Annotated in this window: 19 protein-coding genes; 10 read left to right on the forward strand and 9 right to left on the reverse strand. The window is 47.3% G+C overall.

Going from position 1 to position 25,625, the window contains the following annotated elements; genetic code table 11:
- Positions 1–180: 180 nt before the first annotated feature.
- On the reverse strand, positions 181–615 hold the full coding sequence (locus tag A8O23_RS20060; RefSeq protein WP_066625569.1) for a hypothetical protein: 435 nt from the start codon (positions 613–615) through the stop codon (positions 181–183).
- A gap of 268 nt (positions 616–883) precedes the next feature.
- Between A8O23_RS20060 and A8O23_RS20065 the strand changes: the two genes are divergently transcribed.
- From A8O23_RS20065 to A8O23_RS20075, 3 genes are all read left to right on the forward strand, one after another.
- On the forward strand, positions 884–1,126 hold the full coding sequence (locus A8O23_RS20065) for a hypothetical protein (RefSeq protein WP_066625572.1): 243 nt from the start codon (positions 884–886) through the stop codon (positions 1,124–1,126).
- A gap of 320 nt (positions 1,127–1,446) precedes the next feature.
- A complete protein-coding gene (locus A8O23_RS20070) occupies positions 1,447–4,800 on the forward strand; it encodes a VCBS repeat-containing protein (RefSeq protein ID WP_066625574.1) in 3,354 nt (1,117 codons plus the stop codon).
- Positions 4,800–6,146: a vanadium-dependent haloperoxidase gene (locus A8O23_RS20075; protein ID WP_066625576.1), complete on the forward strand. Its 1,347-nt coding sequence runs from the start codon at positions 4,800–4,802 to the stop codon at positions 6,144–6,146. The genes A8O23_RS20070 and A8O23_RS20075 overlap by 1 nt, the downstream gene beginning before the upstream one ends.
- Before the next feature lie 93 nt (positions 6,147–6,239).
- Here the strand turns inward: A8O23_RS20075 and A8O23_RS20080 are convergent, their stop codons facing one another.
- On the reverse strand, positions 6,240–7,337 hold the full coding sequence (locus tag A8O23_RS20080) for a DUF5694 domain-containing protein (protein WP_153042302.1): 1,098 nt from the start codon (positions 7,335–7,337) through the stop codon (positions 6,240–6,242).
- A gap of 220 nt (positions 7,338–7,557) precedes the next feature.
- On the opposite strand from A8O23_RS20080, the gene A8O23_RS20085 reads away from it, so the two are divergent.
- From A8O23_RS20085 to A8O23_RS20095, 3 genes are all read left to right on the forward strand, one after another.
- Entirely contained in the window at positions 7,558–7,926 is a 369-nt protein-coding gene (locus tag A8O23_RS20085; protein WP_066625582.1) for a DUF4260 domain-containing protein, read from the forward strand.
- A 164-nt stretch (positions 7,927–8,090) separates the two neighbouring features.
- Positions 8,091–10,301 carry a M3 family metallopeptidase gene (locus A8O23_RS20090; protein WP_066625584.1) on the forward strand — a complete coding sequence of 737 codons (2,211 nt, stop codon included), beginning with the start codon at positions 8,091–8,093 and terminating at the stop codon, positions 10,299–10,301.
- 462 nt (positions 10,302–10,763) lie between these two features.
- Positions 10,764–12,317 (forward strand): DUF3943 domain-containing protein, encoded by a 1,554-nt coding sequence (locus A8O23_RS20095; RefSeq protein ID WP_066625586.1) that lies wholly within the window; start codon positions 10,764–10,766, stop codon positions 12,315–12,317.
- 81 nt (positions 12,318–12,398) lie between these two features.
- Here the strand turns inward: A8O23_RS20095 and msrB are convergent, their stop codons facing one another.
- A complete protein-coding gene (msrB, locus tag A8O23_RS20100; protein ID WP_066625587.1) occupies positions 12,399–12,845 on the reverse strand; it encodes a peptide-methionine (R)-S-oxide reductase MsrB in 447 nt (148 codons plus the stop codon).
- A 141-nt stretch (positions 12,846–12,986) separates the two neighbouring features.
- On the opposite strand from msrB, the gene A8O23_RS20105 reads away from it, so the two are divergent.
- The 4 genes from A8O23_RS20105 (at position 12,987) to A8O23_RS20125 (ending at position 18,968) form a co-directional block, all read left to right on the forward strand.
- Complete coding sequence (locus A8O23_RS20105; protein ID WP_066625588.1) at positions 12,987–14,627, forward strand: ABC-F family ATP-binding cassette domain-containing protein; 1,641 nt, start codon at positions 12,987–12,989, stop codon at positions 14,625–14,627.
- A gap of 92 nt (positions 14,628–14,719) precedes the next feature.
- Positions 14,720–15,148: a hypothetical protein gene (locus tag A8O23_RS20110; protein WP_066625589.1), complete on the forward strand. Its 429-nt coding sequence runs from the start codon at positions 14,720–14,722 to the stop codon at positions 15,146–15,148.
- Positions 15,149–15,324: 176 nt separating this feature from the next.
- Positions 15,325–15,762: a hypothetical protein gene (locus A8O23_RS20115; RefSeq protein ID WP_066625597.1), complete on the forward strand. Its 438-nt coding sequence runs from the start codon at positions 15,325–15,327 to the stop codon at positions 15,760–15,762.
- A 725-nt stretch (positions 15,763–16,487) separates the two neighbouring features.
- Positions 16,488–18,968 (forward strand): outer membrane beta-barrel family protein, encoded by a 2,481-nt coding sequence (locus A8O23_RS20125; protein ID WP_066625601.1) that lies wholly within the window; start codon positions 16,488–16,490, stop codon positions 18,966–18,968.
- Between the two features lie 396 nt (positions 18,969–19,364).
- Here the strand turns inward: A8O23_RS20125 and A8O23_RS20130 are convergent, their stop codons facing one another.
- The 6 genes from A8O23_RS20130 to A8O23_RS20155 form a co-directional block, all read right to left on the reverse strand.
- Entirely contained in the window at positions 19,365–19,700 is a 336-nt protein-coding gene (locus A8O23_RS20130) for a hypothetical protein (RefSeq protein WP_066625604.1), read from the reverse strand.
- A 73-nt stretch (positions 19,701–19,773) separates the two neighbouring features.
- The gene (locus A8O23_RS20135; RefSeq protein WP_066625607.1) at positions 19,774–20,484 is read right to left on the reverse strand and encodes a hypothetical protein; all 711 of its coding nucleotides are present in this window, start codon (positions 20,482–20,484) and stop codon (positions 19,774–19,776) included.
- Positions 20,485–21,251: 767 nt separating this feature from the next.
- Complete coding sequence (locus A8O23_RS20140) at positions 21,252–21,803, reverse strand: hypothetical protein (RefSeq protein WP_066625610.1); 552 nt, start codon at positions 21,801–21,803, stop codon at positions 21,252–21,254.
- A gap of 6 nt (positions 21,804–21,809) precedes the next feature.
- Positions 21,810–23,294: a PQQ-dependent sugar dehydrogenase gene (locus A8O23_RS20145; protein ID WP_066625613.1), complete on the reverse strand. Its 1,485-nt coding sequence runs from the start codon at positions 23,292–23,294 to the stop codon at positions 21,810–21,812.
- A 67-nt stretch (positions 23,295–23,361) separates the two neighbouring features.
- Complete coding sequence (locus A8O23_RS20150) at positions 23,362–24,000, reverse strand: TVP38/TMEM64 family protein (RefSeq protein WP_066625616.1); 639 nt, start codon at positions 23,998–24,000, stop codon at positions 23,362–23,364.
- Positions 24,001–24,237: 237 nt separating this feature from the next.
- A complete protein-coding gene (locus A8O23_RS20155) occupies positions 24,238–25,530 on the reverse strand; it encodes a DUF2254 domain-containing protein (protein ID WP_066625619.1) in 1,293 nt (430 codons plus the stop codon).
- Positions 25,531–25,625: the final 95 nt, after the last annotated feature.

A 25,625-nucleotide genomic window follows, 5' to 3' on the forward strand; every position in this document is an offset into this window, starting at 1 on the left:
AAAAGGCCCACGCACCATGAATGCAGCTCAGTGAGAGCTGTCTTCTGTTGTAGTGGCGAAAGTCGCTAATGAATTAGCTCTCTATTGTGCCTTTTATTCGATTTCTATAGAATGGGAAAGAGCTCTACTATAGCTCCCCATTTCTAATTTCTAATTCTTAATTTCTAATTAAAGCAAGTACTAATTGCCGGGCCATGAGATCCACGGAATACGGGCCAGAATTAAAATTAAGCCAAGACCATAGAAGATGGCAATGCTCTTAAATCCGTTTTGCGTACCCACCTGACGCTTTGCTTTAGAATAACCTACGGTGATCAAAATAACGGCTAATACCATCATGAGCGGGTGCTCCAGTACATACAGTCTGCTCACGGAATTCTTCATGAAGCCTTCAGAGGCACTTTCCATGCCCAGCGGCGATACAAAATACAGGATAATGCCAATCACCCACTGTAAGTGAGTAGGAATCAAGCCCAATAGGCCAATCTTCCGGTCTTTGGTTGAAAAATGCTTGTTGCCAAAATACCCTGCCAGAGCGGCTCCTAGAGAAATAAGTAATCCTAAAAGCACCAAATAAGCCAAGTAAGAGTGCAAGTGCTGAAGTCCTGTGTACATAGTGGTCGGTTATAGTTTGCGGGTAAAGATAAGCATTAGCACCATGCGTGGCTATATTTTGATGCAGGGAAGTGAGTCAAAAGCAGAAATGGGAATTTTAGAACGGTAATATGCAATCTAAAAATGGCAAGGGTAAGGAGTGAGTTCTACTTTATGTTCTTTATTTAGTTATATTCTAAATTAATGCTTGAGTAACTGAAAATGCAACAAATTTGAGGGAGTAAGAAGTATACATATAGACTTAATGTTGAATTTAAATTAATTTGATATGGAAGCGACTTGCAATCACTGCAGCCATTGGGTGCAGGACCAAAAAATAGTAGAAGTACAAAATAATCAATTTGGTGTATGCGATGAATTGTCGGGTAAACCAGAAATGAATCCTGAGTTTGTATTACCAGTTGTGCCTGACGCAGGGGCCACGCTGAACCAGCCCAAGCCATTTGAAATGGTGACTGGTGCTCAGTTTGGCTGCAACCACTTTGAAGGCCGCCGTAGCTGGATTCAATAACCACAGAATTGACTCCAACTTTAGGTTGGGGCAATGAACACAGGAGCACTGAAAATTACTTTCAGTGGCTCCTGTGTTTTTTAGGATTTGCAAAAGACAGAGTAGAAAAAAAGATGAAGCATAGTCAATAATGGCTAATAAAGTGTAGCGCAGACGCTTGTTCCATATTTTGCAAAGAAGCCAGCTGTAAAAGGTGAGGTAAGTCCTTTTGAAGAAATAGTAAGGTGTTTTTTTTGAAAAATTCATAATTTGTGGAACAAAGAGAGTGTGGAGAATCAAAATAGTTTCCCTATTTTTAAAAACTATTTTCGTTTCTCAACATGAATTTTTTCAAGCGCTTCTCCCTTTTTGGTGTCAGTCTGGGCATACTGTTTGCCACAGGTTGCCAAAAAGAATCTTCTGAGAGTGAAATAACGCAAGCTACTGTAGAAAAGGCGGCGCCTACTCTGTTTACCCTGCTTCCGGCAGATCAAACCCACATCAGCTTTAGCAACACACTCCAGGAAACGCCTTTTGCCAACATCATGGCCTACCAATATTTCTACAACGGTGGGGGCGTAGCCATAGGAGACTTAAACCAAGATGGCCTTCCAGATATTTATTTCTCAGGAAACATGGTGCCCAACAAGCTGTACCTGAACAAAGGGCAGATGCAGTTTGAAGAAATCACCAGCATGGCAGGCGTGGCCGGGCAGCCCAATTCATGGAAAACCGGTACCACCATGGCCGACGTAAACGGAGACGGTTTGCTGGATATTTACCTTTGTTATTCAGGAAATGTGCCAGGTAAGGCACGTACAAACCAACTGTTCATAAACCAGGGAACTGGAGCAGACGGTGTCCCTACCTTTGTAGATAAAGCCAGGGAAATGGGGCTGGCAGATTCTGCTTTCAGCACCCATGCCGTTTTCTTCGATTACGACCGCGACCAAGACCTGGACATGTTCCTGCTGAACCACAACCCAGTGCAGTTCAATAACCTGGATGATGCCACCATTCAGGAAATCCTGAAAAAGCCCGCCCGTGACATGCAGGCCAAACTGTACCAAAACAACAACGGAATTTTCAAAGATGTATCAGACAAAGCCGGCCTGCACAAATCGGCCTTCTCGTATGGCTTAGGAGCGGGCATTGCCGATGTTAACCAAGACGGATGGCCAGACATTTACGTGTCTAATGATTACTCTGCGCCTGACTTTCTGCTCATCAACAATAAAAACGGCACCTTCACTGACAAATCTAAAACCAGCATTCAGCATACCGCCATTTATTCCATGGGCAATGACATTGCCGATATGAACAATGATGGGCAGCCCGACATCATGACCCTGGACATGCTGCCCGAAGATAATAAGCGCCAAAAGCTGCTATTCGGCCCCGACAACTATGAGTATTTTGACATGCTGGTGCGTGCGGGGTTCAACCACCAATACATGCGGAACATGCTACAAATGAACAACGGTGACGGCACCTTCAGTGAGGTGGGGCAGCTGAGTGGTGTCTCCAACACTGACTGGAGCTGGGCACCTCTGTTGGCGGATTTCGATAACGATGGCTGGAAAGACCTGTTCGTGAGCAATGGCTTTCTGCGCGACTTCACCAACATGGATTTTATCAAATTCCAAAGTTCATACTTTCAGCAGCTGCGGGGCAAGGTAAGGCCAGAGCACCTCATGAACCTGCTTTCTAAAATGCCAGCCTCAAATGTGAACAACTACATGTTCAAAAACACCAACGGGCTGCAGTTCCAGAACATGGGCAAAGACTGGGGCTTCAACATAGCCTCTAACAGCAACGGCGCCGCTTACGCCGATTTAGACAACGACGGAGATCTGGATCTGGTGGCCAACAACGTGAATCAAGTAGCTTTTGTGTACCAGAACCAATCTGAGAAGAGACTGAAGAATCAACACCTGCAGGTAAAACTAAAAGGTGCGGGCAAGAATACTGACGGTTTGGGCGCGAAAGTGATGGTGTACCACCAGGGGCAGCAGCAGTACCAGGAGCAGATGACCTCGCGCGGCTTCCAGTCTAGCGTGCCGCCGGTGCTGCATTTTGGGTTAGGAGGCGTGGCCACGGTAGATTCTGTGCGGGTGGTGTGGCTAAGCGGTAAACAGCAGGTATTGGCTGGTGTAATGCCAAACCAGGTGCTTACGCTGGAAGAGAAAAACGCTACTTCTACATATAGGGCCCCAAACCCCGCAAAACCATACTTCACCCAAACCGCCGCTCCGTTCACCTTTGCCCATCAGAAAAACAACCTAAACGACTTTAAGCGTCAGCCGCTTATGGTGAACCCAATCTCGTTTTCAGGCCCTTGCCTGGTGAAAGGAGATGTGAACGGTGACGGCTTGGAAGATATTTTTGCCGGTGGAGCAGCCGGTCAGGCCGGAGCCATTTACCTGCAGGGCAAGAATGGTAAATTCCCCCTAAAGCCTGTTACAGCTCTTGCCGCTGATAAAGCGAGCGAAGACGTAGACGCTCTGTTCTTTGACGCCAACAACGACAATAAACTTGATTTGTACGTGGTGAGCGGGGGTTACCATACCTTCCTACCCGATGATGCCGCCCTGCAAGATCGCCTGTACCTGAACGATGGCAACGGCAACTTCAGCAAGGCTGTTACCTCTTTGCCAAATATGCGAACCAGCGGCAGTTGCGTGAGGGCATCTGATGTCAATGGTGACGGTGCCTTGGATTTGTTTGTGGGTGGCCGTGTGGTACCCGGCCGCTATCCAGAAACGCCCCGCAGCTATGTGCTGGTGAACAACGGCAAAGGTCAGTTCACAGACCAAACCGCAGCCGTGGCCCCACAGCTGCAAAACATTGGCTTGGTCACCGACGCTGCCTGGCACGACCTGAACAATGATAATAAGGCTGAGCTGGTGGTGGTAGGCGAATGGATGCCGGTTTCTGTTTTCAGCCTGAAAAACGGAAAACTAACCGAAAACACAAATGCCTTCTTCAGCAAGAAATACAGCGGCTGGTGGAATAAACTATATGTGGGTGATTTCAACCAAGACAGGAAACCAGATCTAATTATTGGCAATCTAGGCTTAAACACCCAGTGCAAAGCCTCAGAAAAAGAGCCAGCCCAACTCATTTTCAAAGATTTTGACGACAACGGAGCCATTGATCCTATCCTCTGTTTCTACATACAGGGCAAGAGCTACCCTTACGTGACGCGTGATGAGCTGCTGGACCAAATCAGTATGATGCGCACACGGTTCCCTGATTATACCAGCTATGCCAATGCCGGTTTAGAGCACATTTTCTCTGAGCCAGAACTAAAAGACGCAGGCCGTCTATCAGCCAATTACTTACAAACTGCTTATTTCGTAGGTGGGGAGGACGGAAAGTTCAAGGAAGCGCAGCTGCCGGTGCAAGCCCAATATGCACCCGTGTTCGCCATAGCCACGCTAGACTACAACCAAGACGGTGCCATGGATTTGCTCCTGGGCGGGAACGTGAACAAAGCTCGACTGCGCTTCGGAAAGTCCGATGCCAATTACGGACAGCTGCTGCAAAACGATGGCAAGGGTAACTTTACCTATGTGCCGCAGCAGAAGTCTGGCTTTAAAGTAGTGGGCGATGTGCGTTGCATTTTGCCAGTGAGCAACACGGTGCTGTTTGGCGTGAATCAAAAACCAGTAATGGCCTACAAACTACCCTAATGAAAAAGGTATTACCGCTCTTATGGCTCTGGGTTTTATGCGGAGCCTGCTCGGCTCCTCAACAAGAGAAAAAACAAAACCTGGATTTCAGCACCGAGCAAATTAGCCAGGTCATCAACCGCATGACCGACCTGATGGTGAACGATGTGACCAATCCGCCTTTGGCTGCTCGTTTTTTCTCCTACGCTACCCTGGCCGGATACGAGGTGGTTGTTCAGAATGACAGCAGCTATGCCTCTATGCACGGGAAGCTCAAAGACTATCCTCAAATAGCCAAACCACAAGGAGTTGAGGGGTATTCTGTGGAGCTGAGCGCAGTGCTGGCCATGTTAGAGACGGCCAAGAAAATGCAGCCATCGGGTGTGCTGTTAGACAGCCTGAAAGTGCAGCTGCTGGATTCCTGCCGACAAGAAGGGTTGGCCGAAGAAGTCATTACGTCTTCTCTTGCCTACGCCCAGGCTGTGAGCAAAGAGATTCTGGCTTATGCCAAAGCAGATAAATATAACCGCATCAGTAATTATCCGCGCTACACGCCTAAAGAAGGAGAGGGGAATTGGTACCCTACGCCGCCCGGCTATTTTGCTCCGGTAGAGCCATATTTCAACACCGTTCGCTCGTTTACCTTAGATACCTGTAGCCAGTTCAAACCGGATCCTCCGGTGGCTTTCTCCACCCAAAAAAGCTCACCCTTCTTCAAGCTAATGCAGCAGGCGTATGAGGAAAGCAACAATTTGTCGAAAGAGCACCAGGACATTGCCGCCTTCTGGGATTGTAACCCTTTTGCCCTGCAGGAAAACGGCCACCTAATGTCTGGACTGAAGAAAATTTCGCCGGGTGCGCATTGGCTAGGCATCACCGGTATTGCCTGTAAAAAAGCTAAGATTGACTTTGCCAAGGCCATGAAAGTGCATGCTATGGTGTCGGTGGGCTTGATGGATGGTTTTTTAGCTTGCTGGGACGAGAAGTTCCGCAGTAACCGTATCCGCCCGGAAACCGCCATCAGAAAATACCTTGATCCTAACTTTAAACCTTTGCTACAAACTCCGCCGTTCCCAGAGTACTTGAGCGGACACTCCACTATCTCCGCGGCCTCGGCAGTGATTTTAACTCACTACTTCGGCGATAATTTTAGTTACACCGACACGGTAGAAGAACGATTCGGACTACCCGCCCGGGAGTTTCATTCTTTTCAGGAGGCAGCCATTGAAGCTGGACTATCTAGATTGTATGGCGGTATTCATTTTATGGATGCCGTTGAAAATGGTCGACTGCAAGGCCTGCAGGTAGGGGAGTGGTTAATAAGAAAAGTAGAGGGCGGACCTAAGGTTTTGGCAAAGGTGAAATAACAAATTGCCCTTTCAATATAAAAAATGCGTTTTAGGGCTGCTTTTAGAAAAACAGCCCTAAAACGCAGCTTGCATAGAAAAAGCCAATGAAGACTAGAGCTGATTGTAGTATACTATTTTCACGTCAGGCATGGTCTTGAATATTTCTTCCATCCAGGAACGGTGCGAGGAGCCTACGGCTACCACTACTTTTTTAGCTCCTTTTTCGCGGGCCTGACGCACCACGTTTTCACACATGCCCTGGTTGCGCAGGTTCCAGTAATAGATCATTTGTTTTACCTCTTCGGTGGGGAAACCGGCGGAGCCGTAAAATGCGGGGCCGCCGTAAAAATTTTGGGCGGCATCCATACGCGCGTATTCAGCGGAGTTCATAAAAGCGTACCCGCTGAGCTTGTTGGTATAGGCTTCTTTCCAGCCGGTTTCAAAGAAAGTGTTGATGCGCTTAAAAGTCTGCCCTTCGGCCGAGGTGGAGTCTGCCTTAGCCTTTTTCTCTAGCTCCTGCATCTTCACCATGGCACTGCCCCAAGCTTGGTTCCAGTTGTTGTCATACTTCTGGCAATCCATAGGGTAAATTTGTGCATGCTTCAACTCGTAAACCAGCGGGAAATAGATTTTCTGATACTCACTGTTTACACGCACCAGCCCCTGTTTCTTGAGTGAATCTGAAGCACCGAACATATTTGTATAGGCTGACTGCTCTTTTTCCAAAAATCGCTCTTTCAGTTGCGTCTCGAGCACGTAGAGTTGGTACTCACCGTTGCCGCGGTCGTGGTTCAGGTAGAGGTCGCGGGCCAGTTGCATACGTATTTGGTGCAGGTTTTCATTCTTCGCCAGCGCTTGGTAAGCTTTAGATATTTTCTTTGAAGCGTTCTTACCGCGTTTATGGGTAAGGCTCAACAAATAAGCCATCCGTTTCTCATCATTCTTTTTGTTGTAGTACCCTTTTTCTAGCGCCGCTTTAAGATCTGGAGCTGACAGATATTCCCCGAACACCATGTCTGGGTTGTACTTCTTCAGTTTCTCTACGACGGGTCTTAGTTTCTCCGGTGCCTGGGTATTCTGGTGCGCCGATGCCACAATCACAATCTCCAGTGGCTCTTGTTGCGCCCAGCCGCGCAGGGTAGCGCAACTATAAAGGCACAGGAAAAGGAGAAATTTAATGAAGGGGGAATAAGAGGAAAATGTAAGCATAAAGGGTTGTAAGGTTGGTTTGGTTTTTAAAGCTAAGAAACACAAACGCGCTGCCCAAATTGCATGATCTTTTATATGAAAAAGAATAGGGGTAGTGAGAAATTTACTGGTCAAGTAAAGTATATAATGATTTTCCTATATTTACTTCATTCAAAATGCTGTGGGTGAGCTGATAACAACTTGAATTCCATTACCTAACTCTAAACCCCTTTACAACACTATGAAACTATTGATTAGCTTAGAGGAACTAGCCAAAATGGCGGCCGCCTACCTGTTCAGTTTATACCTGGGGTATAGCTGGTGGATGTTTTTTGCCCTGTTGCTATTACCCGACCTCAGCATGCTGGGCTACCTTTTTGGCCCAAGAGTGGGAGCATGGGTTTATAACCTGTTCCATCACCAGGGGGTGGCACTCTTGACTGCCGCAGTTGGTTTTATGTTACACCATCCTGAACTGCAATTAGCAGGAGTGGTTATGTTTGGCCATAGCGCTATGGACCGGGCACTTGGCTATGGCTTGAAGTATTCAGATAATTTCAAAAATACCCATTTGGGGTGGATTGGTGGAGAGGTGAAAAAAGTTAGTTGAGGCAGTCTATCGTATCAACTTATTTTTCCTCCAGAGATCTAAGGGATCAATCAACGGTCATTGCCAGCTTGTTTCTGCCTCCCCCTAAAATTGCGTTTCTTTGAGGTTCTTTACCCCCGCAGAGGTGCTGCAAAGACCTTTGCCAACAACCTTAAAGAGAAGTTATGCAATACAAAACAATAGCCGGGGGCAAATGTCCCCAACTGCTGATCATGCTGGCGCTGGTGGGCTGCACCTCTTCGCAGCCGCAGCAACCTGCTGCTACCGCACCAGCTCCTGGCGCTACTACCCAAATGAAACAGGAATTTGACAACCCATTGCTGGCCGAGTGGACTGGCCCGTACGGCGGGGTGCCGGCCTTTGATAAAATGGATCTGGCCTACCTGCAGCCAGCCATGGAGAAAGGCATGGCCCTGCATTTGGCAGATATTGATGCCATAGTGAACAATACGGCCGCGCCTACTTTTGAGAACACCATTGTGCCTTATGAGAAAGCGGGAGAGGCGCTGAACCGCGCCTTCACCTATTACGGCATTTGGAGCAGCAACATGTCTTCGCCAGAGTTCCGGAAAATTCAGGCGGAGCTGGCTCCTAAAATCTCCGATTTCCGTTCCAAGATCTCGCAGAACACCAAGTTGTTCCAGCGCATCAAAGCGGTGTATGAGAATGCACAGAAGAACCCGCTTCCAGCCGATCAGCAGCGTGTGGTGCAGCTTGTTTACGAGGACTTCGCCATGGAAGGCGCCGGCCTGAGCACCGCTGACAAGGAGCGCTACGCTGCCATTAACAAAGAACTGTCGTCGCTTTACACCTCCTTCGCTAACAATACTCTTGCAGATGAAGAGAAGTACGTGACCTACCTGACCAAAGACCAGTTGAGCGGACTACCAGAGAGCTTTGTGAAAGCCGCCGCCAAAGCAGCTGCCGATAGGGGCCAGGCCGGTAAATACGCCGTCACCAACACCCGCTCTAGCATGGACCAGTTCCTGACTTACTCTGATAACCGCGAGATGCGGGAGAAAGTCTGGAAAACCTACTACTCGCGCGGAGATAACGGCGATGCGAACGATAACAACCAGAACATCACTAAAATTTTGGAGCTCCGCGATGAGCGGGTGAAACTGCTGGGCTACGACACCTACGCCGACTGGCGCTTGCAGAACCGCATGGCCAAGAACCCAAAGAACGCGATGGATTTGATGGAAGCCGTTTGGCCCGCAGCCTTGGCACGAGTAAAGGAAGAGGTGAGTGATATGCAGGCGGTGGCAAACAAAACTGGCGCAAAGATCACCATAGCCCCATGGGACTATCGCTATTACGCCGAGAAAGTGCGCAAGCAGAAGTATGACCTTGATTCTGAGGAAGTGAAGCAGTACCTGGAGCTAGGCAACCTGACGCAGGCCCTATTCTTTACCGCCGGTGAGCTGTTCAACTACAACTTCAAGCCAGTGCCCGAAGGCTCGGTGCCCGTGTTTCACCCAGATGTGAAGGTGTGGGAAGTGACAAACAAAACCACCGGCGAACACATCGGCTTGTGGTACTTAGATCCGTTTGCCCGCACCGGCAAGCGTTCCGGCGCCTGGGCTACCACTTACCGCAGCCACACCACCTTTGACGGCAAAAAAACGGTACTGGCTTCTAACAACTCCAACTTTGTAAAGCCTGCCCCTGGTGAGCCTGTGTTGGTATCTTGGGACGATGCCACCACGTTCTTCCATGAGTTCGGTCATGCGCTGCACTTCTTTGCTTCTAACGTGAAGTACCCAACGCTCAACAGCGGCGTGCGCGACTACACCGAGTTCCAGAGCCAGTTGCTGGAGCGGTGGTTGTCTACTGACAGGGTGATCAACCAGTTCCTGAAGCACCACAAAACCGGTCAGCCAATGCCAGCTGAATTAGTGGCCAAAATCAAGAAAGCCTCCACCTTTAACCAAGGGTTCGCGACAACTGAATTTCTGGCCTCGGCGCTCATGGACATGAAATTCCACACCCTCAAAGACCCAGCTGGGTTGGACCCCGACAAATTTGAGCGTGAAACCTTGGCCGCCCTGAACATGCCCAAAGAGATTGTGATGCGTCACCGCTCGCCGCACTTCGGGCACGTGTTTTCCAGCGAAGGCTACGCCACCGGCTACTACGGTTACCTCTGGGCCGATGTATTGACCTCTGACGCTGCCGAAGCCTTTGAAGAAGCCCCCGGCGGATTCTACGACAAAGAAGTAGCGGCCCGCTTGGTGAAATACCTGTTCGCCCCGCGTAACTCTATGGACCCCGCTGAGGCTTACCGTCTCTTCCGCGGCCGCGATGCCAAAATTGACGCTCTCATGCGCGACCGGGGCTTTCCGGTACCCGGAGAGCAGAAGAAAAAGAAATAAGCGTAAAGCGTCCTCTTGATTTAACACCCCAGCTTCCGCAAAAAAAATCTTGCGTAGGTTGGGGTGTTTTTTTAGCGAAGACTTTCTGGAATAATCCATTTTAAATGTTGGTGAAACTGGCTGATACTGGCGCAAGCGTCCGCTTGTGCCTACATGCATACCTGATCTAATACACGTGCGGACACAAGCGGACGCTTGCGCCAGTTTTGGGAGCAGATGAAAAAAACATTGGAGTGGATGGTCATATCACAAGCAAACCTTTTCAAGCTATTTTTCAGAAATCAGGCCTAAAACAGGTTCAGAGTAAATAGTATATCTACCACCCGCTCAGACGCCTGTGTTGCGGTAAATATCACTTTTCTTCCAGTTTCTCCGTATGAGGCAATGACATGTAGGCACAGGGAATTAAAATGTGGCCCAACGGCAGGCATTCGCTATTTCCCGCCTCTTTATACACCACTCATGAAAACAATTTTTACCATTCTGTTTTGCCTTTGGTCGGTGGCGTTGCTGCAGGCCCAGGTTATTGAACAAGACACCATCAACCCAAACAGAGGCAACCGAGATCTGCAGCTGAAGCAAATAAAAGAGCGCAAAAAATCATTGCTCACAGATTCTGTGGGGGGCAGTGAACCCAATACCGCCGCTATCATAGACACCACACTCTACAACAAGTACGGAGACCTGCTCAATGATGACCCAGAGTACAACCCGCGTCAGCCTCTCTGGAAGCCAGCGGTGCAGGTGCTGGGCGTGAATGCGGTGTTCATGGGCTTTAACAAATTCGTGACAAAACAAGAATATGCCAACGTGAGCCTCAGCTCCTGGAAACATAACCTAACCTCTACACCCGAGTGGGACACCGATGGCTTTAGAGTGAATTTTATCGGGCACCCGTACCAGGGTACACTTTACTATAACGCCGCCCGGTCACAGGGCTACAATTACTGGCAGTCTTTGCCCTTTGCTGTGGGCGGAAGCCTTACCTGGGAGTACTTTGGTGAGACCACGCTGCCCTCTTATAACGACATGATCTATACGCCGCTGAACGGAGCGGCCCTTGGCGAAATTCTGTACCGCATCAGCTCAAATATTCTGGACGACCGCACCACAGGGGCTGAACGAACCGTGCGCGAGATTGCCGCCGGTTTGGTAAACCCCATGCGGGGCCTGAACCGCCTTTTGCAGGGCAAAACGCGGCAGGTAACCAATAAAGAAGTTTACGAGAAAGAGCCGATCAACATTACCATAGGGGCTGGACTGCACCGCATTAACAACGAGAAAGATGATGTCTTTGGCCCCGGCGGAAACAATGGCCTGCTAACATTTCAGTTAGACTATGGTAACCCCTTTGAGTTCCGGAAGAGAAAGCCCTTTGACACCTTCCGGTTCCGGGGCGAATTCAGCATGGGCCAAGATACTGTGGGGGGTGTAATCAATAATATTACCGGTTATGGAGTGTTGGCTGGCAAGAACCTGCAAGTGGGGAAAATGACACTGTTGGCTGGTGCTTTTCAATATTATGACTACTGGGATACCCGCAATTTTGAGTTGGGCTCCCTTAGTTTCGGGGCCGGTGTGTTAAGTCGTTTGCCGCTAACCAACCAGCTAAACCTTTACACCAACTTACACGCCGGTTGGATTCCGCTGGCCGGTAACGGCACCCGTTTCGGCCCGGAAGGAGAAGGGCTCCGCGACTACGTTTACACCACCGGCTGGCAAGGTAAAATAGAGACAACCCTTAGTCTAAGCCGTTATGCTACTCTGGCGTTTGTGTACCATCATTTCTGGCTAGATACTTTTGAAGGCATTGAGGGCAGTAACAGCGTAGGCATTGTGCGGCCTAAGGCCACGGTGCGCTTATTTAAGAACGTGAGTCTGGGGTACGAACATTTCGGCTACACCACCAACCGCACCTTAGTCAACTATCCGCGCCAGCGTTCCACTATCACCGACCAAAAAATCTTCCTGCAGATCTTCTTGGAAGATCCGCAGCGGCGGGGTAGGTACCAGTAAAAATTTGAGAGAGAAAACTAGAAAGCCGTTGCTGTTTCTGGAAAAACAGGCCCAAAACGGCTTTCTAGTTCTTACGGATTTTCATTCAGGCATCAGTCTAATACTCTCTGAGTTAATACAATAACGCAAGCCACATGGCTCAGGTCCGTCTGGGAAAACATGGCCAAGGTGGCTGCTGCAAACATTGCATTGCACTTCTACCCGCTGCATTTTGTAGCTGTCATCAAACAAATACCTTAAGGCGTTTTTGGCGGCAGGCTGAGTGAAACTGGGCCACCCGGAGATGGCGTGGTACTTGGTGCCGGAATCGAAAAGAAAGCTGCCACAGCCCACACAAACATACTTGCCGACTTCATAACTGCGGCAGTAGGCATTGCGGTAGGGGCTTTCGGTGCCTTTCCCGCGTAAGATGCGGTATTGCTGCGGTGTCAGGGCCTCCTGCCATTCCTCTTCTGTTTTCTCTACCCGGCGTGGCGGCTCCGGATTGCTGTATTTGGCATAAATGATGATGTCTCTCCAACGGATCATGAGCAGATGGGGCAGGAACTAAACAGACTAATTTTATTGTACAGGAGGAAGTTTTAGATAAGATGTATTACCTTATCTAATTACTAAGAACTAGATACTAACATCTAGTTCCTATCTTTGCTTCTTTATTTTCAAACACAAATGATTTCAGTTGATTCAGTAACGGTAGAGTTTAGCGGCGCGGCTCTTTTCAGCAATATTTCCTTCAACATTAACGAGACAGATCGCATAGCCCTGATGGGAAAAAACGGTGCCGGTAAGTCTACCCTGCTCAAGATTATTGCCGGGGTGAACAAGCCTACCCGTGGCAAGGTGTCAGCACCCAAAGACGCCGTGATAGCCTACCTGCCTCAGCACCTCCTCACCGAAGACAACTGCACTGTGTTTGAAGAGGCATCAAAAGCTTTCGGCCAGATTCTGGAAATGAAAGCGAAAATGGACGACCTGAATACCCAGCTCGAGACCCGCACCGATTACGAAAGCGACGAGTACATGAAGCTCATTGAAGACGTAAGCGAGCTGAGTGAAAAATACTACTCCATTGAAGAAATCAACTTCGATGCCGAGGTAGAGAAAACATTAATGGGACTTGGTTTCCTGCGCTCTGATTTCACCCGCCCTACCAGCGAGTTCAGCGGGGGCTGGCGCATGCGTATTGAGCTGGCCAAAATCCTGCTTCAGAAACCAGATCTTATACTGCTCGATGAGCCCACCAACCACATGGACATTGAATCCATTCAGTGGCTGGAGGAGTTCTTGATCAACAACGCCAAGGCCGTAATCGTGATTTCACACGACAAGACCTTTGTAGACAATATCACCAACCGCACCATTGAGGTAACCATGGGCCGTATTTACGACTACAAGGTTAACTACACCCAATATCTGCAGTTGCGCAAAGAACGCCGTGAGCAGCAGCAGCGCCAATACGACGACCAGCAGAAAGAAATTGCCGATATCACCGCTTTCATAGAGCGCTTCAAGGGCACCTATTCTAAAACTTTGCAAGTTCAGTCCAGGGTGAAGATGCTGGAGAAGATGGAGCTGATTGAAGTAGACGAAGTAGATACTTCTGCCCTGAGCCTGAAGTTCCCGCCCGCCCCCCGCTCTGGAAACTATCCGGTTATTGCTGAAAGCCTAACCAAACGCTACGGTGACCACACGGTTTTCGCCGATGCTTCCCTGACTATTGAGCGCGGCCAGAAGATTGCATTTGTAGGCAAGAACGGACAGGGTAAATCTACATTGGTCAAAGCCATTATGGGTGAGATTGATTTTGAAGGTAGCCTGCAATTGGGTCACAACTGCATGATTGGCTACTTCGCCCAAAACCAAGCCTCTTTGCTGGACGGGGAGCTGACTGTATTTCAGACCATAGACCAGATTGCCGTAGGAGATGTGCGTACCCGCATTAAAGATATGCTGGGGGCGTTCATGTTCTCCGGCGATACCATTGAGAAGAAAGTGAAAATGCTTTCAGGCGGGGAAAAAACCCGTTTGGCCATGATCAAGCTTCTGCTTCAACCCGTGAACTTACTTATTCTGGATGAGCCCACAAACCACTTAGATATCAAAACAAAAGATATTCTGAAAGACGCCCTAAAAGCATTTGACGGTACGCTTATTCTGGTTTCGCACGACCGCGATTTCCTTGATGGGCTGGCCACCAAAGTGTATGAGTTCGGGAACAAGCGCATTAAAGAGCACTTTGAAGATATCAATGGCTTCCTGCGGAACAAGAAAATGGATAACCTCCGCGAGATTGAGAGAACAACTGCTTAAACAATGAGTAATGATTAATGAACAATGGTTAATCATTACAATTTTCTTCTTTCTATTAATCATTACTCATTGTTCATTAATCATTGAATAGTATGAAAGTAGTAGGTAACCTCCGGAACATTGGCACCAAGCGAGATAGCAAAAATGCTGGCATTGAAATTCACCTGGATCAGGTAGAATATCTTACCAGTAAAAAAGACGGGCGCTATTTTCAGGAGTATGAATATATTGATGAATTGGAGTCTTCTATGGTTATCACCGGTGACTGTCTGGCTCTGGATTCCAGTAAGAAACTGGATGAAGGTGAGTATGAATTTAAGGTGTATGACAAAATAGGGGAGGAGTACGTGCTGAATGAGAACAAGCAGCTTACGCTTACCATGGTCTATGACTTTGAAGAGAACCTGCACATATTGAGCATCGCCTCTTACCACGTAACTCTTGCCCCTGATGATTTTAAGGAGCTTAAAAAGACGAAGGAACGGGAGAAACAGACGCAAAAAGGGAAAAGCAGAAAATAGATCTATACCTGTCGCCATTTGAAATTGACAAACCTGAACACTGGGCATGTGTTCAGGTTTTTTTTATGAATGAAGGTTTAGCTACAGCAACTTTCTGCCTTAATTTAGAGTATGGAGTATCTACAAATTCAGTTACCAGGCCAGAATCTATAATATCTGCAGAAAGAGGGGGGACGATGGAAAATTTATATTTCGAGAACCTTTATGAAGATGAAGTAGTGCGTCTTCAGTTGGAGAAAGCATATTCTGTGCTTCGGTTAACCTTTCTGCAGCATCCGGAGCCTGAGCAATTCCGAAACGCCTACCGTTTGGCTATTGACACAGCGGTGGTGAAAGAAATAGAATTCTGGCTAACTGACGCCCGCAAAATCAAATCAATGCTCCCAGAAAACCAAGCGTGGCTCGTGCAGCATATGTCACCTTTGTTCAAATCGAAACGTCTGCAGAAATTTGCCATTGTCATGGCACCGGAATGTTTTGTCATGACCAATCCGAACAAGGTGTACGAAAAGCCTATCGCCCAAAAAGAAGCGGCTCCCGCTAGTCCTATCAAAGTTCATTTTGATTTAGAGGCCGGTTTTGCTTGGCTGCTCAGCCATGTAGAAGCAGTGTAGTAGTTTGATTCCTGCTGTGCTTCTGTTTTGACCCTGATTTTAGAAAAGTAGCTCCAAAATAGCTTCACCTTTCTGGTATTCTTCTCTTCGGAGGCAAGTCATTTTTTCCTAGAAATCTCATTCAAGATTCTTCTCTTTAGCCAGTCATCCTGAGCAGCGCCGAGGGATCTAACGAAGATAATCCATAGCGGATGATATGGCGTTGGCAACCGCAGCGGCAGGTCAAGCCCTATCCGTACATTATCTGCAACGATCACTTTGGCCTCTAGCCCAGATATCTCCATGCCGTTGTTGCATTTTCTCACCAACAACCATGACAGCACAGGCCTTTCTGCTTTCAAACCCAATGGAAGAAGTTTGGAAGTCTCTGTTTTACGGTCTTAAACATGTCAAAAGCTAATTCTTGCTCTGGCTGTTATTTTATGGTTCTGGGTCTATAAGTTGCCGGAACGGAGTTCCTGCGGATGTATAGAAAATTGAATTCCTTCTACAGAAGGCTACAAACAGCGGCAAAATGAGTAGTAAAATAAGTACAATTCTTCATAGCCTAAAATAACTTCTGTTTTAGACTTGTTTTCCTTAAAACGTACCAAAAACAGAAAGTAAAATTGGGCTAAAAAAGTTTGAAAAAAATAGGTGACAGATGCAACGGTTACTGCATTCATTAGTCTTTACACTATAGCTGCATTACCACCTACCACACACTAATTCTAACAAACTTTTCTATGAAAAAAAGAGCCCTCTTTTTGCTGGGTCTGCTATGCCTTTGCCTTTTCTTTTCTATGGGCAGCTGGGCGCAAACCAATTCACCCGCACCTGCGGAGGCGCCTTCTAATGCTGGCGGCACAATTTCTGGAACCCTCACCGATTCTATCAGTGGCAAACCAGTTGAGTTCGCCACGGTGGCTCTTTTAAAAAGCGGCAACACCACTGCGGTAGCCGGTACCATGACCGATGCCCAGGGCAAATTCTACTTCCAGAACGTTCCTTTTGGCACCTACATAATGTCTTTTAGCTTTATTGGGTATAAAAGCAAAACAAGCCAAGCATTTTCACTAACTCCAAGTAAGCCAAATGTAAAACTAGGGAATGTTTCTTTTGCACAAGCCTCCACAAATCTAGATGAAGTGACGGTTACGAACCTACGGCCAACCATCACGCAGGAAGCAGATAAAATGGTGGTAAGCATAGAAGGCACAGCGCTGGCCTCCGGTAGAACTGCTTTTGATGTGCTGTCCAGAGCGCCGGGTGTTTTTGTGGATCAGGACGGGAACATTCAGTTGAATGGCCGTGGCGGCGTGACCGTGATGTTAGACGGTAAACTTACCTATATGTCGGCCTCTGATATAAGAAATTTGTTGCAGAGCATGTCGGCAGAGAACATTAAATACATAGAAATAATCTCTACCCCAAGCGCCAAGTTTGATGCCGAAGGTGCCTCTGGAATTCTGAACATCAACCTGAAAAAGAACGAACTGTATGGCATGAATGGCAGTGTTTTCACCACCGGAACTTACAATTTTAAGCAATGGGCAGGCACGGTAGGCGGAAACGTAAACTATAAAGCGGGCAAATGGAATTCTTTCCTGAGTTTGGAGCACCTGAAACGTGCCTACAACCGCGACGGCACCTTTACCCGCGTGTTTTACGACGGCAAAGAGGCCACCTACTATGACCAAACCGCCTATGGGAAAAGTAAGAATCTGGGTCCGCCCAACTTCCGCGTTGGCACCGACTACAGCCTAACTGATAAGCACAGCGTAGGCGCAATGGTGTACTTCAACCAGAACAAACGCTGGGAAAATTTTAACACCGCCACTTACATAGGAGACCAGCCCCAACTGCCTGAGCAGTATATCACGGCCAACAACTTCGTAGTGAATACCTTCCGGAACTTCACCAGCAACCTGCATTACGTAGGCAAGCTAGACACCTTGGGCACCACACTCTCCGCGGACATTGACTTTGTGAATATCTCTAACTGGGGCTACTCTAACTTTTATAACTACTTCGGGGCGGTTGGGGCAGCGCAACCCGCTAGAACTGACTTTCTGTATGCCGATTCAGAGAATGGGTTTGACATCTATTCAGGCAAAATTGACTTCGCCAAAACGTTTTCTAAACTGGGTAAAGTGGAGCTGGGGCTGAAAGCTAGCCATGTAGTATCAGACAACGACTCCCGCTTTTTCTTCAACAACGATGCTCTTGTGCTAGACCCCAGACGCACGAATCACTTCCTCTTTACAGAAAATATTTACGCTGGTTATGTGAACTGGAACCGGAAATTCGGAGAGAACTTTACCCTGCAGGCTGGGCTGAGAGCGGAGAATACAGTAAACAAAGGCGAATTGCTTACCACCGGCGCAGAGAACTCACGCAATTACCTAAACCTGTTCCCCAGTCTGTTTGTGCAGCAGAAAGTTAACGATAACTACCAAATCAGCTATAGCTACAGCCGGCGTATTCAGCGCCCCAACTACGGTCACCTGAATCCCTTTGTAATTTATCGTGACCCATACACGTATTGGGAAGGCAACCCCTATCTGCAGCCCCAACTCACCAATGCCATTGGCATAACACAAACTTTCAAAAAGAACTATAGTTTGGTGCTGAACTTTCAGCAACTGCAAAACGTGATTTCAGAACTTCCAAGAATTGTTCCGGAAGACACCTTGACGGTGTACTACATGGGCAACGTAGATGATTCCAAGAACTTCAGTCTATCGGCTATAGCTCCAGTCAAAATCACGAAGAAGTGGGACACCAATAACACTTTCACCGTTTCTTACAACGAGTTCAGAATGATGGTAACTGAGGGGCAGCGGTTGGTCAATAAGAACGTGCTGTACACTTTCCAGACAAACCAGAACATTCTGCTGCCCAAAGATTTTATGCTTGAAGTAAACGGGGTAGTGCGGAGCAGAGGAGTATCCGGACTTTACGTCATTCAGCCTATGTGGTGGGTGCACCTGGGGGTACGGAAGAGTTTCATGAACAAAAAGCTGGACGTGAACCTAAACGTGAATGATGTCTTCAGAACCTACCGCCTTCGTTTTGACACAAGCTTGGGCAGAAACGTTAACAACTTTGACCAATACTTCTTCTCTCAGAACATTGGAATTACCTTACGCTACCATTTCAGCCGTGGCCAGAAGTTCGACCCCAAACGCAGAAACAACAACCTGGAAGAATTGAACCGCACCTAACATTCGCGAAGACTAAAAAGAGTTGGTTTATTTGGTTTGCTCCCGTTTTAGGCTCATTTTCCAAAAAGTAGCCGAAAAACGGGAGTTTCTCTTTTTAAGGAAACATTATGTTAGAGGGTTAGATTCTTATAAATGGCTTTCTCGCACACGCATTCCCAATATTCCCCCTTTGATGGGGGCGAAGGGGGATGTTTACACAGAAGTGTCCACGCATTGGGGATGACATTGGCACAGACACTGGCAGGTCTTTTGAGAAGAAGGTAATGAAAGGGAGAAGTATAAGTTCTGTAGAGATCAGGCACAGCCTTGTTTTCCACGCTTAACTCAAATCTGTTTTTGACCTGTTTTTCAAATAAAAGGCTGAAAATACAAAGAAACAAACTTTGATAAGAGATACTAGATCTGCAAAGGCAACTCCTCGCCAGTCATCACGAAATAAAAGTTCTGAAGTTGGTGCACGTATTCAACTGGGGCGCTGGTGGCAATGTAGCCGCCGTTAAAGACTATTTCTTTATAGTCAGGGTCTAGCGCCCATTGGCTTAGTTCTGGGAAAGAATACTCGTGCTCTAATTCGTTGTAATTGGCGCCGGTGAGCCAGTCTTTTGTGAGCGGAACCGGAGTGTAGTGCGCCCCTTCGCCCTGAATGATGGAGATAAGTTTTTCTGCATCAAGAAGTACGGGAACCCCTCCCTCATAAATTACATTCCCTAACCGTAATTCACTCGCTTGCATGCCGCAATATACACCATTCTTGTTTAGAATTCCTGAAGAGCGCTAACTTACCTGTAGTGATAAAAGGGTTTCTTTAAGTATAACTGCTTGTGTCTAAATCTTCTGAATTGTAGAAACCAAAATTACCAGGTAGCAGAGAATCAATGAGTGGCTGCTGAGTTGGCTCATATATAAGTTCGCCCTTCAGAAGGAATTTATTCACGTCCAGCATTACCTCATAAATGGGTGTATGCACGTGCATGGGAATTTTGAAAAGGCGCTCGTCGCGTTTATCAAAAGGGGTGGCCACTTTAGAATCGAACAGGTAGGGCCATAAGGTTTTGGAGCAGCTAATAGCTATACGGTGAATTTGGTGGTCTTCAAAATATTCTTGCAACCGACCATTGATGTTATCAAAAAACTCAACTGTCTCGCCAAGTCTTACCCGTGATCCTGCTCTTGATTTACCTTTTGTTTTCAGATATTTAATCTGGCTTTTACCTTGTTTCTTCCGGACCATGTACGAACGGAAAACCTTATGGTCCAGGTTGTGGCCATCTTCGTAATAACCCATGGCGCAGTTTCCAGCCTGAATCAAAACAACCACATACTGCACCCCACCTTCAGGTAAATTTTGACCAGGAGGGGACAGTACTATGGGTAACCGGAAAAATACCTGCTCATTCCCTGCTTCGTCTAATAAGACTAGGCGGTGTTTCTCATAGTCGTACTGGTAAGAAATTCCACTGTCTTGAATATGTTGAAGCAGTTGTGCAGAGGAGTCTCTGGAAAGGAAACGGTTCATGTTTTTTGCATACGGATTTCCGTGGGTGCAAATACGGAAATTGCCTCCATATCTGTAGCAGAAGGGCAAACTGTCTGGCTGTTTTCAGGCTGTTTTTCTAAAAATAGGCCTAAAACAGCTATGGCGTGGAGCATACTTCAGGAACTTGTGAACCAGTATATTCTAAACTGAAGGAAAATTCAGCAACAGAAAACCAATAATCGCCCTCTATTGCTCATGTTGTAGAGAAGAAATTTAACCTGCCGCAAGCTTCCAGCTTGTGGCTTACATGGTGAAAGCTTTCAGCTTTCGTGGCAGAGCAGGAAAAAAAGGCAAGTTGAAAAATTGTCCCATAAAAGCCCCAAGTTAAAAACTTGAAGCAGAATTGCTTCTAATAAAGGCTACAGCACTTTAAATACGGCAGCCTTTTTCAGTACAAGATCACTTAATAAGAGAAATCATTCCCCTACCTCTTTCAAAGGGGTAGGGCTGTTAAGTTCTCACCATAAGAGGTTGCTCTTCCGGATTTGCAATCCGGAAGCGTGTATCTAGGGGATTTGTAATCCCCGTTGCTGCGCCATAAAACGGAAAAGCCGCGGATTGCAAATCCGCAGGATACTCAAGTTCGGGATTGCAAATCCCGAACAGCGGAGAACTTAACGGCCCTACCTTCAAAGGGGGACGAAATGCGTAGGGACACGAGCAGATGCTTGCGCCAGGTAAATTGTCTCTAACTGTAGTTGAAGAAACATCTAAACTTAACCTAAAGCTGCTGCTCCTAGTTATCTTTAGAATGGCTCGTGGTATAGAATCGACTTGGAGCACATTTCCAACACACATTCCTGCAGCAACAGTTGGCTTGTAGACTTTTCCGCAATGACTGGGAAAACGGTGTCTACAATGGCGGGTATGCCTAGTGCCAGACCCAGTTGCTCAGCAACGGCAAATGCTCCCATAGAGTTGAAGTTGGACAGGTACACCTGATGCAGGTCTTGCCATGGGCCTTTCGCGCTGCCAGACACTGCTATAAAATCGCCTAAGGCTTGCCGTGCTTTGCCCGCTATTTGCCCAAGCAGTTGCCGCATATCTGAGGGTTCTCGCCCAATTATCTTGAACAGCTCCCGGGCTTTTTCCTCGTGCTCCTGTTCCTGAAGAGCCATTTCCGCCAGGTACTGTTTTATGTGCGGTTCCTCAATTTTCTCAACGGTGTCTTCCACCAGTTTGCGGCAAGAAGATTGCGTCAGGAGCAGGTTGTCAAACCAGGCTTTGGCGCGGTCCAGCTGGTTTTCGCGGGTTTCTTGGTCCAGTTCAACAAGGGTGATTTTGGTAGAGGATTCCATTCTGATTTATTTTCTGGTTACTTTCCATAGAACACCGGTGTGGGCAAAGGCCAGCATGTTGCCAGGCGTTACCTTGGCCACACCAAAATCTAATACATACAAACTGCCGTCGGGGCCGAACTTACAGGAAACCGGTCGCTCAATGCCGCCACCGCCTACCGATGAGGCAGGACCCATGGTTTTGTTATGGAGGAAAGGTTCTGCCGTACCCTTGTTTACATCTACCCGAATCACTCTGAAACCATGGTCTAGATCTTCGGGGCGGGGTGAGTTCAAGGGAGCTAATGTGCCCCATTCAGCCACGAAGAGTTCTCCTTTATAGCCAAAGGCATCGGAACGGCAAAAATCCATTTTGCACATACAGGAGTGGGGCTTTTCTAAGAAGGCTGCAGGACCAGCCCACTTCGGCGGATTCTCGATCAACAGCTCAGCGGCTTTCCCGCGGCTTGGCAGGTGTGAAGGGTGATTTACCGGCAGCCCGTCTCCGCAGATATCAGGGAAGCCGTACCAGTCTGGGGTTTTCACAGAACCAAATGGTTCACGTGCTTTTTTAATGTGCCATATACGGTCTGGATCATTGGCGATGGCACGCTCTCCTTTTTCCTCAAAGTCATTGTCGGTTACATACAGTTCTCCGTCATCGTTAATGGCCATGCCGAAAGGGTTGCGGATTCCCCACGCCAACAGCTCCACATCAGTTCCATCGGGGCGTGAGCGCCAGACAGCGGAGTTACAGAAGAGCTCTCCTTTTACTACTTCGCCTTTCTTAGCCGGTGTACCAAATGGTTTGAACGCCCCAGACTCCACCATGTAAGGGTAAGGCATTCTGGGGTCGCGGCTCCTAACATTGTTCCCTGTCAAGGTTACGTCTTGCCCCGGTACATCATGCGCATTTGGGTGCTTGGCTAAATCTACAGTAAAGCCAGCGGGTAGAGCCACGCCCTGTTGCGTCACTGAACCGTTCCCGAAGTACATTAGGCCATCAGGCCCAAAAACTGGCCCGCCTGGTTCATGCCAGCCTCCGCTGGGCAAGGCATCAATCAATATTTTCATTTCACCGGTTTCTAAACTGTACCGCACCACCTGCATGTGGTAGCCGCCTTTTAAGGTAAAATAGAGATCGCCATTGTGCCATGTAACGCTCCGAGGACCCGCCTGCACATTCATTGTAATGGCCTCGGTTTCGCCAGAAGGCTTGCGCACTAAAATTCGGGCGGGCATGTAAGGGCGGGTGGGCCAAGAGCTGCCGCCCTCGCTCACGAAAATGGTGCCGTCAGGGGCAAAGGAAACATCGGTGGGGAAGGAGAGGCCTACCATTACCGGCTCAACGGTATAACCTTCTGGCACTACCACGTCTGAGGCATTGATAACCGGACGGGCAGGCGTTGGTAAATTTTGTAAGATTGACCCCGAGGCGGTGCCGTTCTTCAAGGTGCTTTTGGAAATGGAGAATCCAGTGTTCTTGCGTAAAGAAGCGTAGTCAGTTGCCATGAATATAGGTTTTATATGGTTAGTACAGCTGATCTCTAGTGTTATGCTGGCTTTCTCTCCCTTTCTGCTATGCGTTTCTAGGCAATGGACTGCCCTTCTTTACCAGAAGTTGTATAAACCAGCTTAGAAAAAGAGCAAAAAGAATAACTGTGCCGGCCATTAGATTCGTGTCTAAGGTGCTGGCATAACTCCCCACGTAGGAGTAAAGCAGAGAAATGACGGTATGCCCAATAAAAGAGTATAGGAAAAAGGAGCTGAAAGCCACAGAAGTGGTGCCGGAAACTACGGAAACAGCCTCTGACAGAATAGGTATAGCCTTTGAGATGGCAATAGCGGTATCGCCGAATCTGCGGAAGAGGTGGTCGCTCATTTCCCGCTCTTTCTGTGTAAAGAGTTTATTCAGGTAGGGGGAGGCTTTGCGGCCAATTATGAACCCAAGGCAGGAGGAACATAGTCCGGCGCCAAGAGATAGCAGCATACCTGGCAGAAAACCCAACACTTTCCCGTTCAGAATCATAATTAGGCTAGAGGGCACGGGAAGTACCACATCAAACGTGAGAAAGAAAGAGCTGAAAGCAGTGTACATGAGCACAGACTGGGTATCGCCTAATTTCTCTTCTACAAAACTTTCCACACCTCCAAACAACAGAAAGGCCGAAATAATAAGTAGGCAGCAAAAGATGAACGTGAATACCAGTCTTTTCATAGGCGGTTTATGAAGGATTTGGTCATATGAAACATCAAGAAGGCTTTTGCTCCTCTTTTACTTCCTTCGGCACTACCTTAGAGCAGTTTCAGTTCTTTATATACGGGAACGATGCAATGACAGCTAAGTTTATTTCTAATTGATTAGCAGTGTATAAAAGGTATGAAACCATTGATTGTCGGTTTTATACGTTGATGTTCAATTAAATAAAATTATCCGGAGAGGAGTAGGCTGCAACTAAAGTTCTTTTCTAGCCTTCTGAACCAATTCTTTGACAAAAAGAATATCTGCCTGACTTTTCATTTCTTTTTCTGAGCCCTCTTCTAAAGCTACCAAGGACATTTCATACAGGTCTTTGTACTTATTTTCCTCATCATGTCTGCTTAATTTATGAATGAGGTCTATAAGTCTGCCTTGTAAGGTTACGTCTTGGGTGGAGTAGGCCCTGATGCTGGCTGTGCACAGGTAAAAAATGTTTTCATAAGGAATTGGCAGATAAATAATGCTGGCGGTGCCGTCTTCATGCCTCACCACTTTTTGCCCTTTTAGCTGTTGCAGCCTGCAGAGTAAATCAGAAAGATAGTCAACAGCATGTATGGCGGTGCCAGGGTCATTCACAGCTGGGCTCAGGGCTTTAACCGCTATTTCTGTCAGGTGCTTAAAGCCATAAAAGATGTTTTCATCCACGTTCTCCTGGTGCCGGATAATCACATTTTCTTCCAGTACTTCCTGAATGGTATCGGTTAGGGGCTGGTTAATTTCAAGAAACGGCTCGCCTTTGAGCAGGTACATGCCTTGGTGTTTTAGCAGCCTTATTTTCAGTTGATGTTTCTTAGATGATTTTAAAAATTCTTTCGTTGTAACGGTGTCAAAATAGCCCGAATCCCAAGCGTTGACAAGAGTGAATTCTTCTTGTTCTTTCCATTCATGATAATAGGTGCCGCTGTTCAATTCTTTGTCCAAGGCGTCTCTGGTGATGCGGTAACGGCTGTTGAGAATGTTGCCAATCTGAATTTCGTTTGAAATTTTATGAATAAAGTAAATAAAAGAGATAACGCTGGCGAAGCCCAGGATCATACCTACTTCAACCGACAGAAGCGGTACTTTGGGTCCGGTATTTAGTGTTTCAATGTTGCTGATAGCCACAGCAATAAAACAAATGCTCCCAATGATGACACCCAGTACAATTTGATTTCCCTTCTTGCTGACCAAGTCTGGCAGTAGCCTTGGTGAAAAACTTGAAGTTATCTGGCTGAGAACAATCATGACCATGGCGAACATGAACGTAACCAAACTGATAAGACCAGTCAGAAATGATGAAAGCAGGGAACGGGCAGTGTTTGGGTTGTCTATTTTCAGAAACGGAACTTTGTTCATGAGAGCTTCGCCCACCCCAATATTGTCTAAGTAAGAAATACCAAAGGAGAGTGAAATTAACCCTACGGTGATCAAGATAGGGTAGAAGGATATGCTGGTGGTAATTTGAATGTAAGCCTTTTTGAATGAGTACTTGATTTTAGCTAGAGGCATAGAATGAAATTACTCAGGTTACTTTACAGTATTAAAGGACAATCTCCATCGCGCTGCCCTAGATTATTTATTGCAGTGAGCAGCAGATGGTCATA

Origin of the sequence: Rufibacter roseus (assembly GCF_001647285.1) — a bacterium.
GTDB lineage: Bacteria > Bacteroidota > Bacteroidia > Cytophagales > Hymenobacteraceae > Nibribacter > Nibribacter roseus.

What these genes read in the sequence shown, in the direction of transcription:
- msrB (WP_066625587.1), bottom strand. Translation starts at nt 12,845, where the DNA reads ATGATCCGTTGGAGAGACATCATCATTTATGCCAAATACAGCAATCCG.
- A8O23_RS20135 (WP_066625607.1), bottom strand. Translation starts at nt 20,484, where the DNA reads ATGAACCGTTTCCTTTCCAGAGACTCCTCTGCACAACTGCTTCAACAT.
- A8O23_RS20095 (WP_066625586.1), top strand. Translation starts at nt 10,764, where the DNA reads ATGAAAACAATTTTTACCATTCTGTTTTGCCTTTGGTCGGTGGCGTTG.
- A8O23_RS20065 (WP_066625572.1), top strand. Translation starts at nt 884, where the DNA reads ATGGAAGCGACTTGCAATCACTGCAGCCATTGGGTGCAGGACCAAAAA.
- A8O23_RS20150 (WP_066625616.1), bottom strand. Translation starts at nt 24,000, where the DNA reads ATGAAAAGACTGGTATTCACGTTCATCTTTTGCTGCCTACTTATTATT.
- A8O23_RS20105 (WP_066625588.1), top strand. Translation starts at nt 12,987, where the DNA reads ATGATTTCAGTTGATTCAGTAACGGTAGAGTTTAGCGGCGCGGCTCTT.
- A8O23_RS20140 (WP_066625610.1), bottom strand. Translation starts at nt 21,803, where the DNA reads ATGGAATCCTCTACCAAAATCACCCTTGTTGAACTGGACCAAGAAACC.
- A8O23_RS20130 (WP_066625604.1), bottom strand. Translation starts at nt 19,700, where the DNA reads ATGCAAGCGAGTGAATTACGGTTAGGGAATGTAATTTATGAGGGAGGG.
- A8O23_RS20080 (WP_153042302.1), bottom strand. Translation starts at nt 7,337, where the DNA reads ATGCTTACATTTTCCTCTTATTCCCCCTTCATTAAATTTCTCCTTTTC.
- A8O23_RS20060 (WP_066625569.1), bottom strand. Translation starts at nt 615, where the DNA reads ATGTACACAGGACTTCAGCACTTGCACTCTTACTTGGCTTATTTGGTG.
- A8O23_RS20125 (WP_066625601.1), top strand. Translation starts at nt 16,488, where the DNA reads ATGAAAAAAAGAGCCCTCTTTTTGCTGGGTCTGCTATGCCTTTGCCTT.
- A8O23_RS20070 (WP_066625574.1), top strand. Translation starts at nt 1,447, where the DNA reads ATGAATTTTTTCAAGCGCTTCTCCCTTTTTGGTGTCAGTCTGGGCATA.
- A8O23_RS20085 (WP_066625582.1), top strand. Translation starts at nt 7,558, where the DNA reads ATGAAACTATTGATTAGCTTAGAGGAACTAGCCAAAATGGCGGCCGCC.
- A8O23_RS20090 (WP_066625584.1), top strand. Translation starts at nt 8,091, where the DNA reads ATGCAATACAAAACAATAGCCGGGGGCAAATGTCCCCAACTGCTGATC.
- A8O23_RS20115 (WP_066625597.1), top strand. Translation starts at nt 15,325, where the DNA reads ATGGAAAATTTATATTTCGAGAACCTTTATGAAGATGAAGTAGTGCGT.
- A8O23_RS20155 (WP_066625619.1), bottom strand. Translation starts at nt 25,530, where the DNA reads ATGCCTCTAGCTAAAATCAAGTACTCATTCAAAAAGGCTTACATTCAA.
- A8O23_RS20110 (WP_066625589.1), top strand. Translation starts at nt 14,720, where the DNA reads ATGAAAGTAGTAGGTAACCTCCGGAACATTGGCACCAAGCGAGATAGC.
- A8O23_RS20145 (WP_066625613.1), bottom strand. Translation starts at nt 23,294, where the DNA reads ATGGCAACTGACTACGCTTCTTTACGCAAGAACACTGGATTCTCCATT.
- A8O23_RS20075 (WP_066625576.1), top strand. Translation starts at nt 4,800, where the DNA reads ATGAAAAAGGTATTACCGCTCTTATGGCTCTGGGTTTTATGCGGAGCC.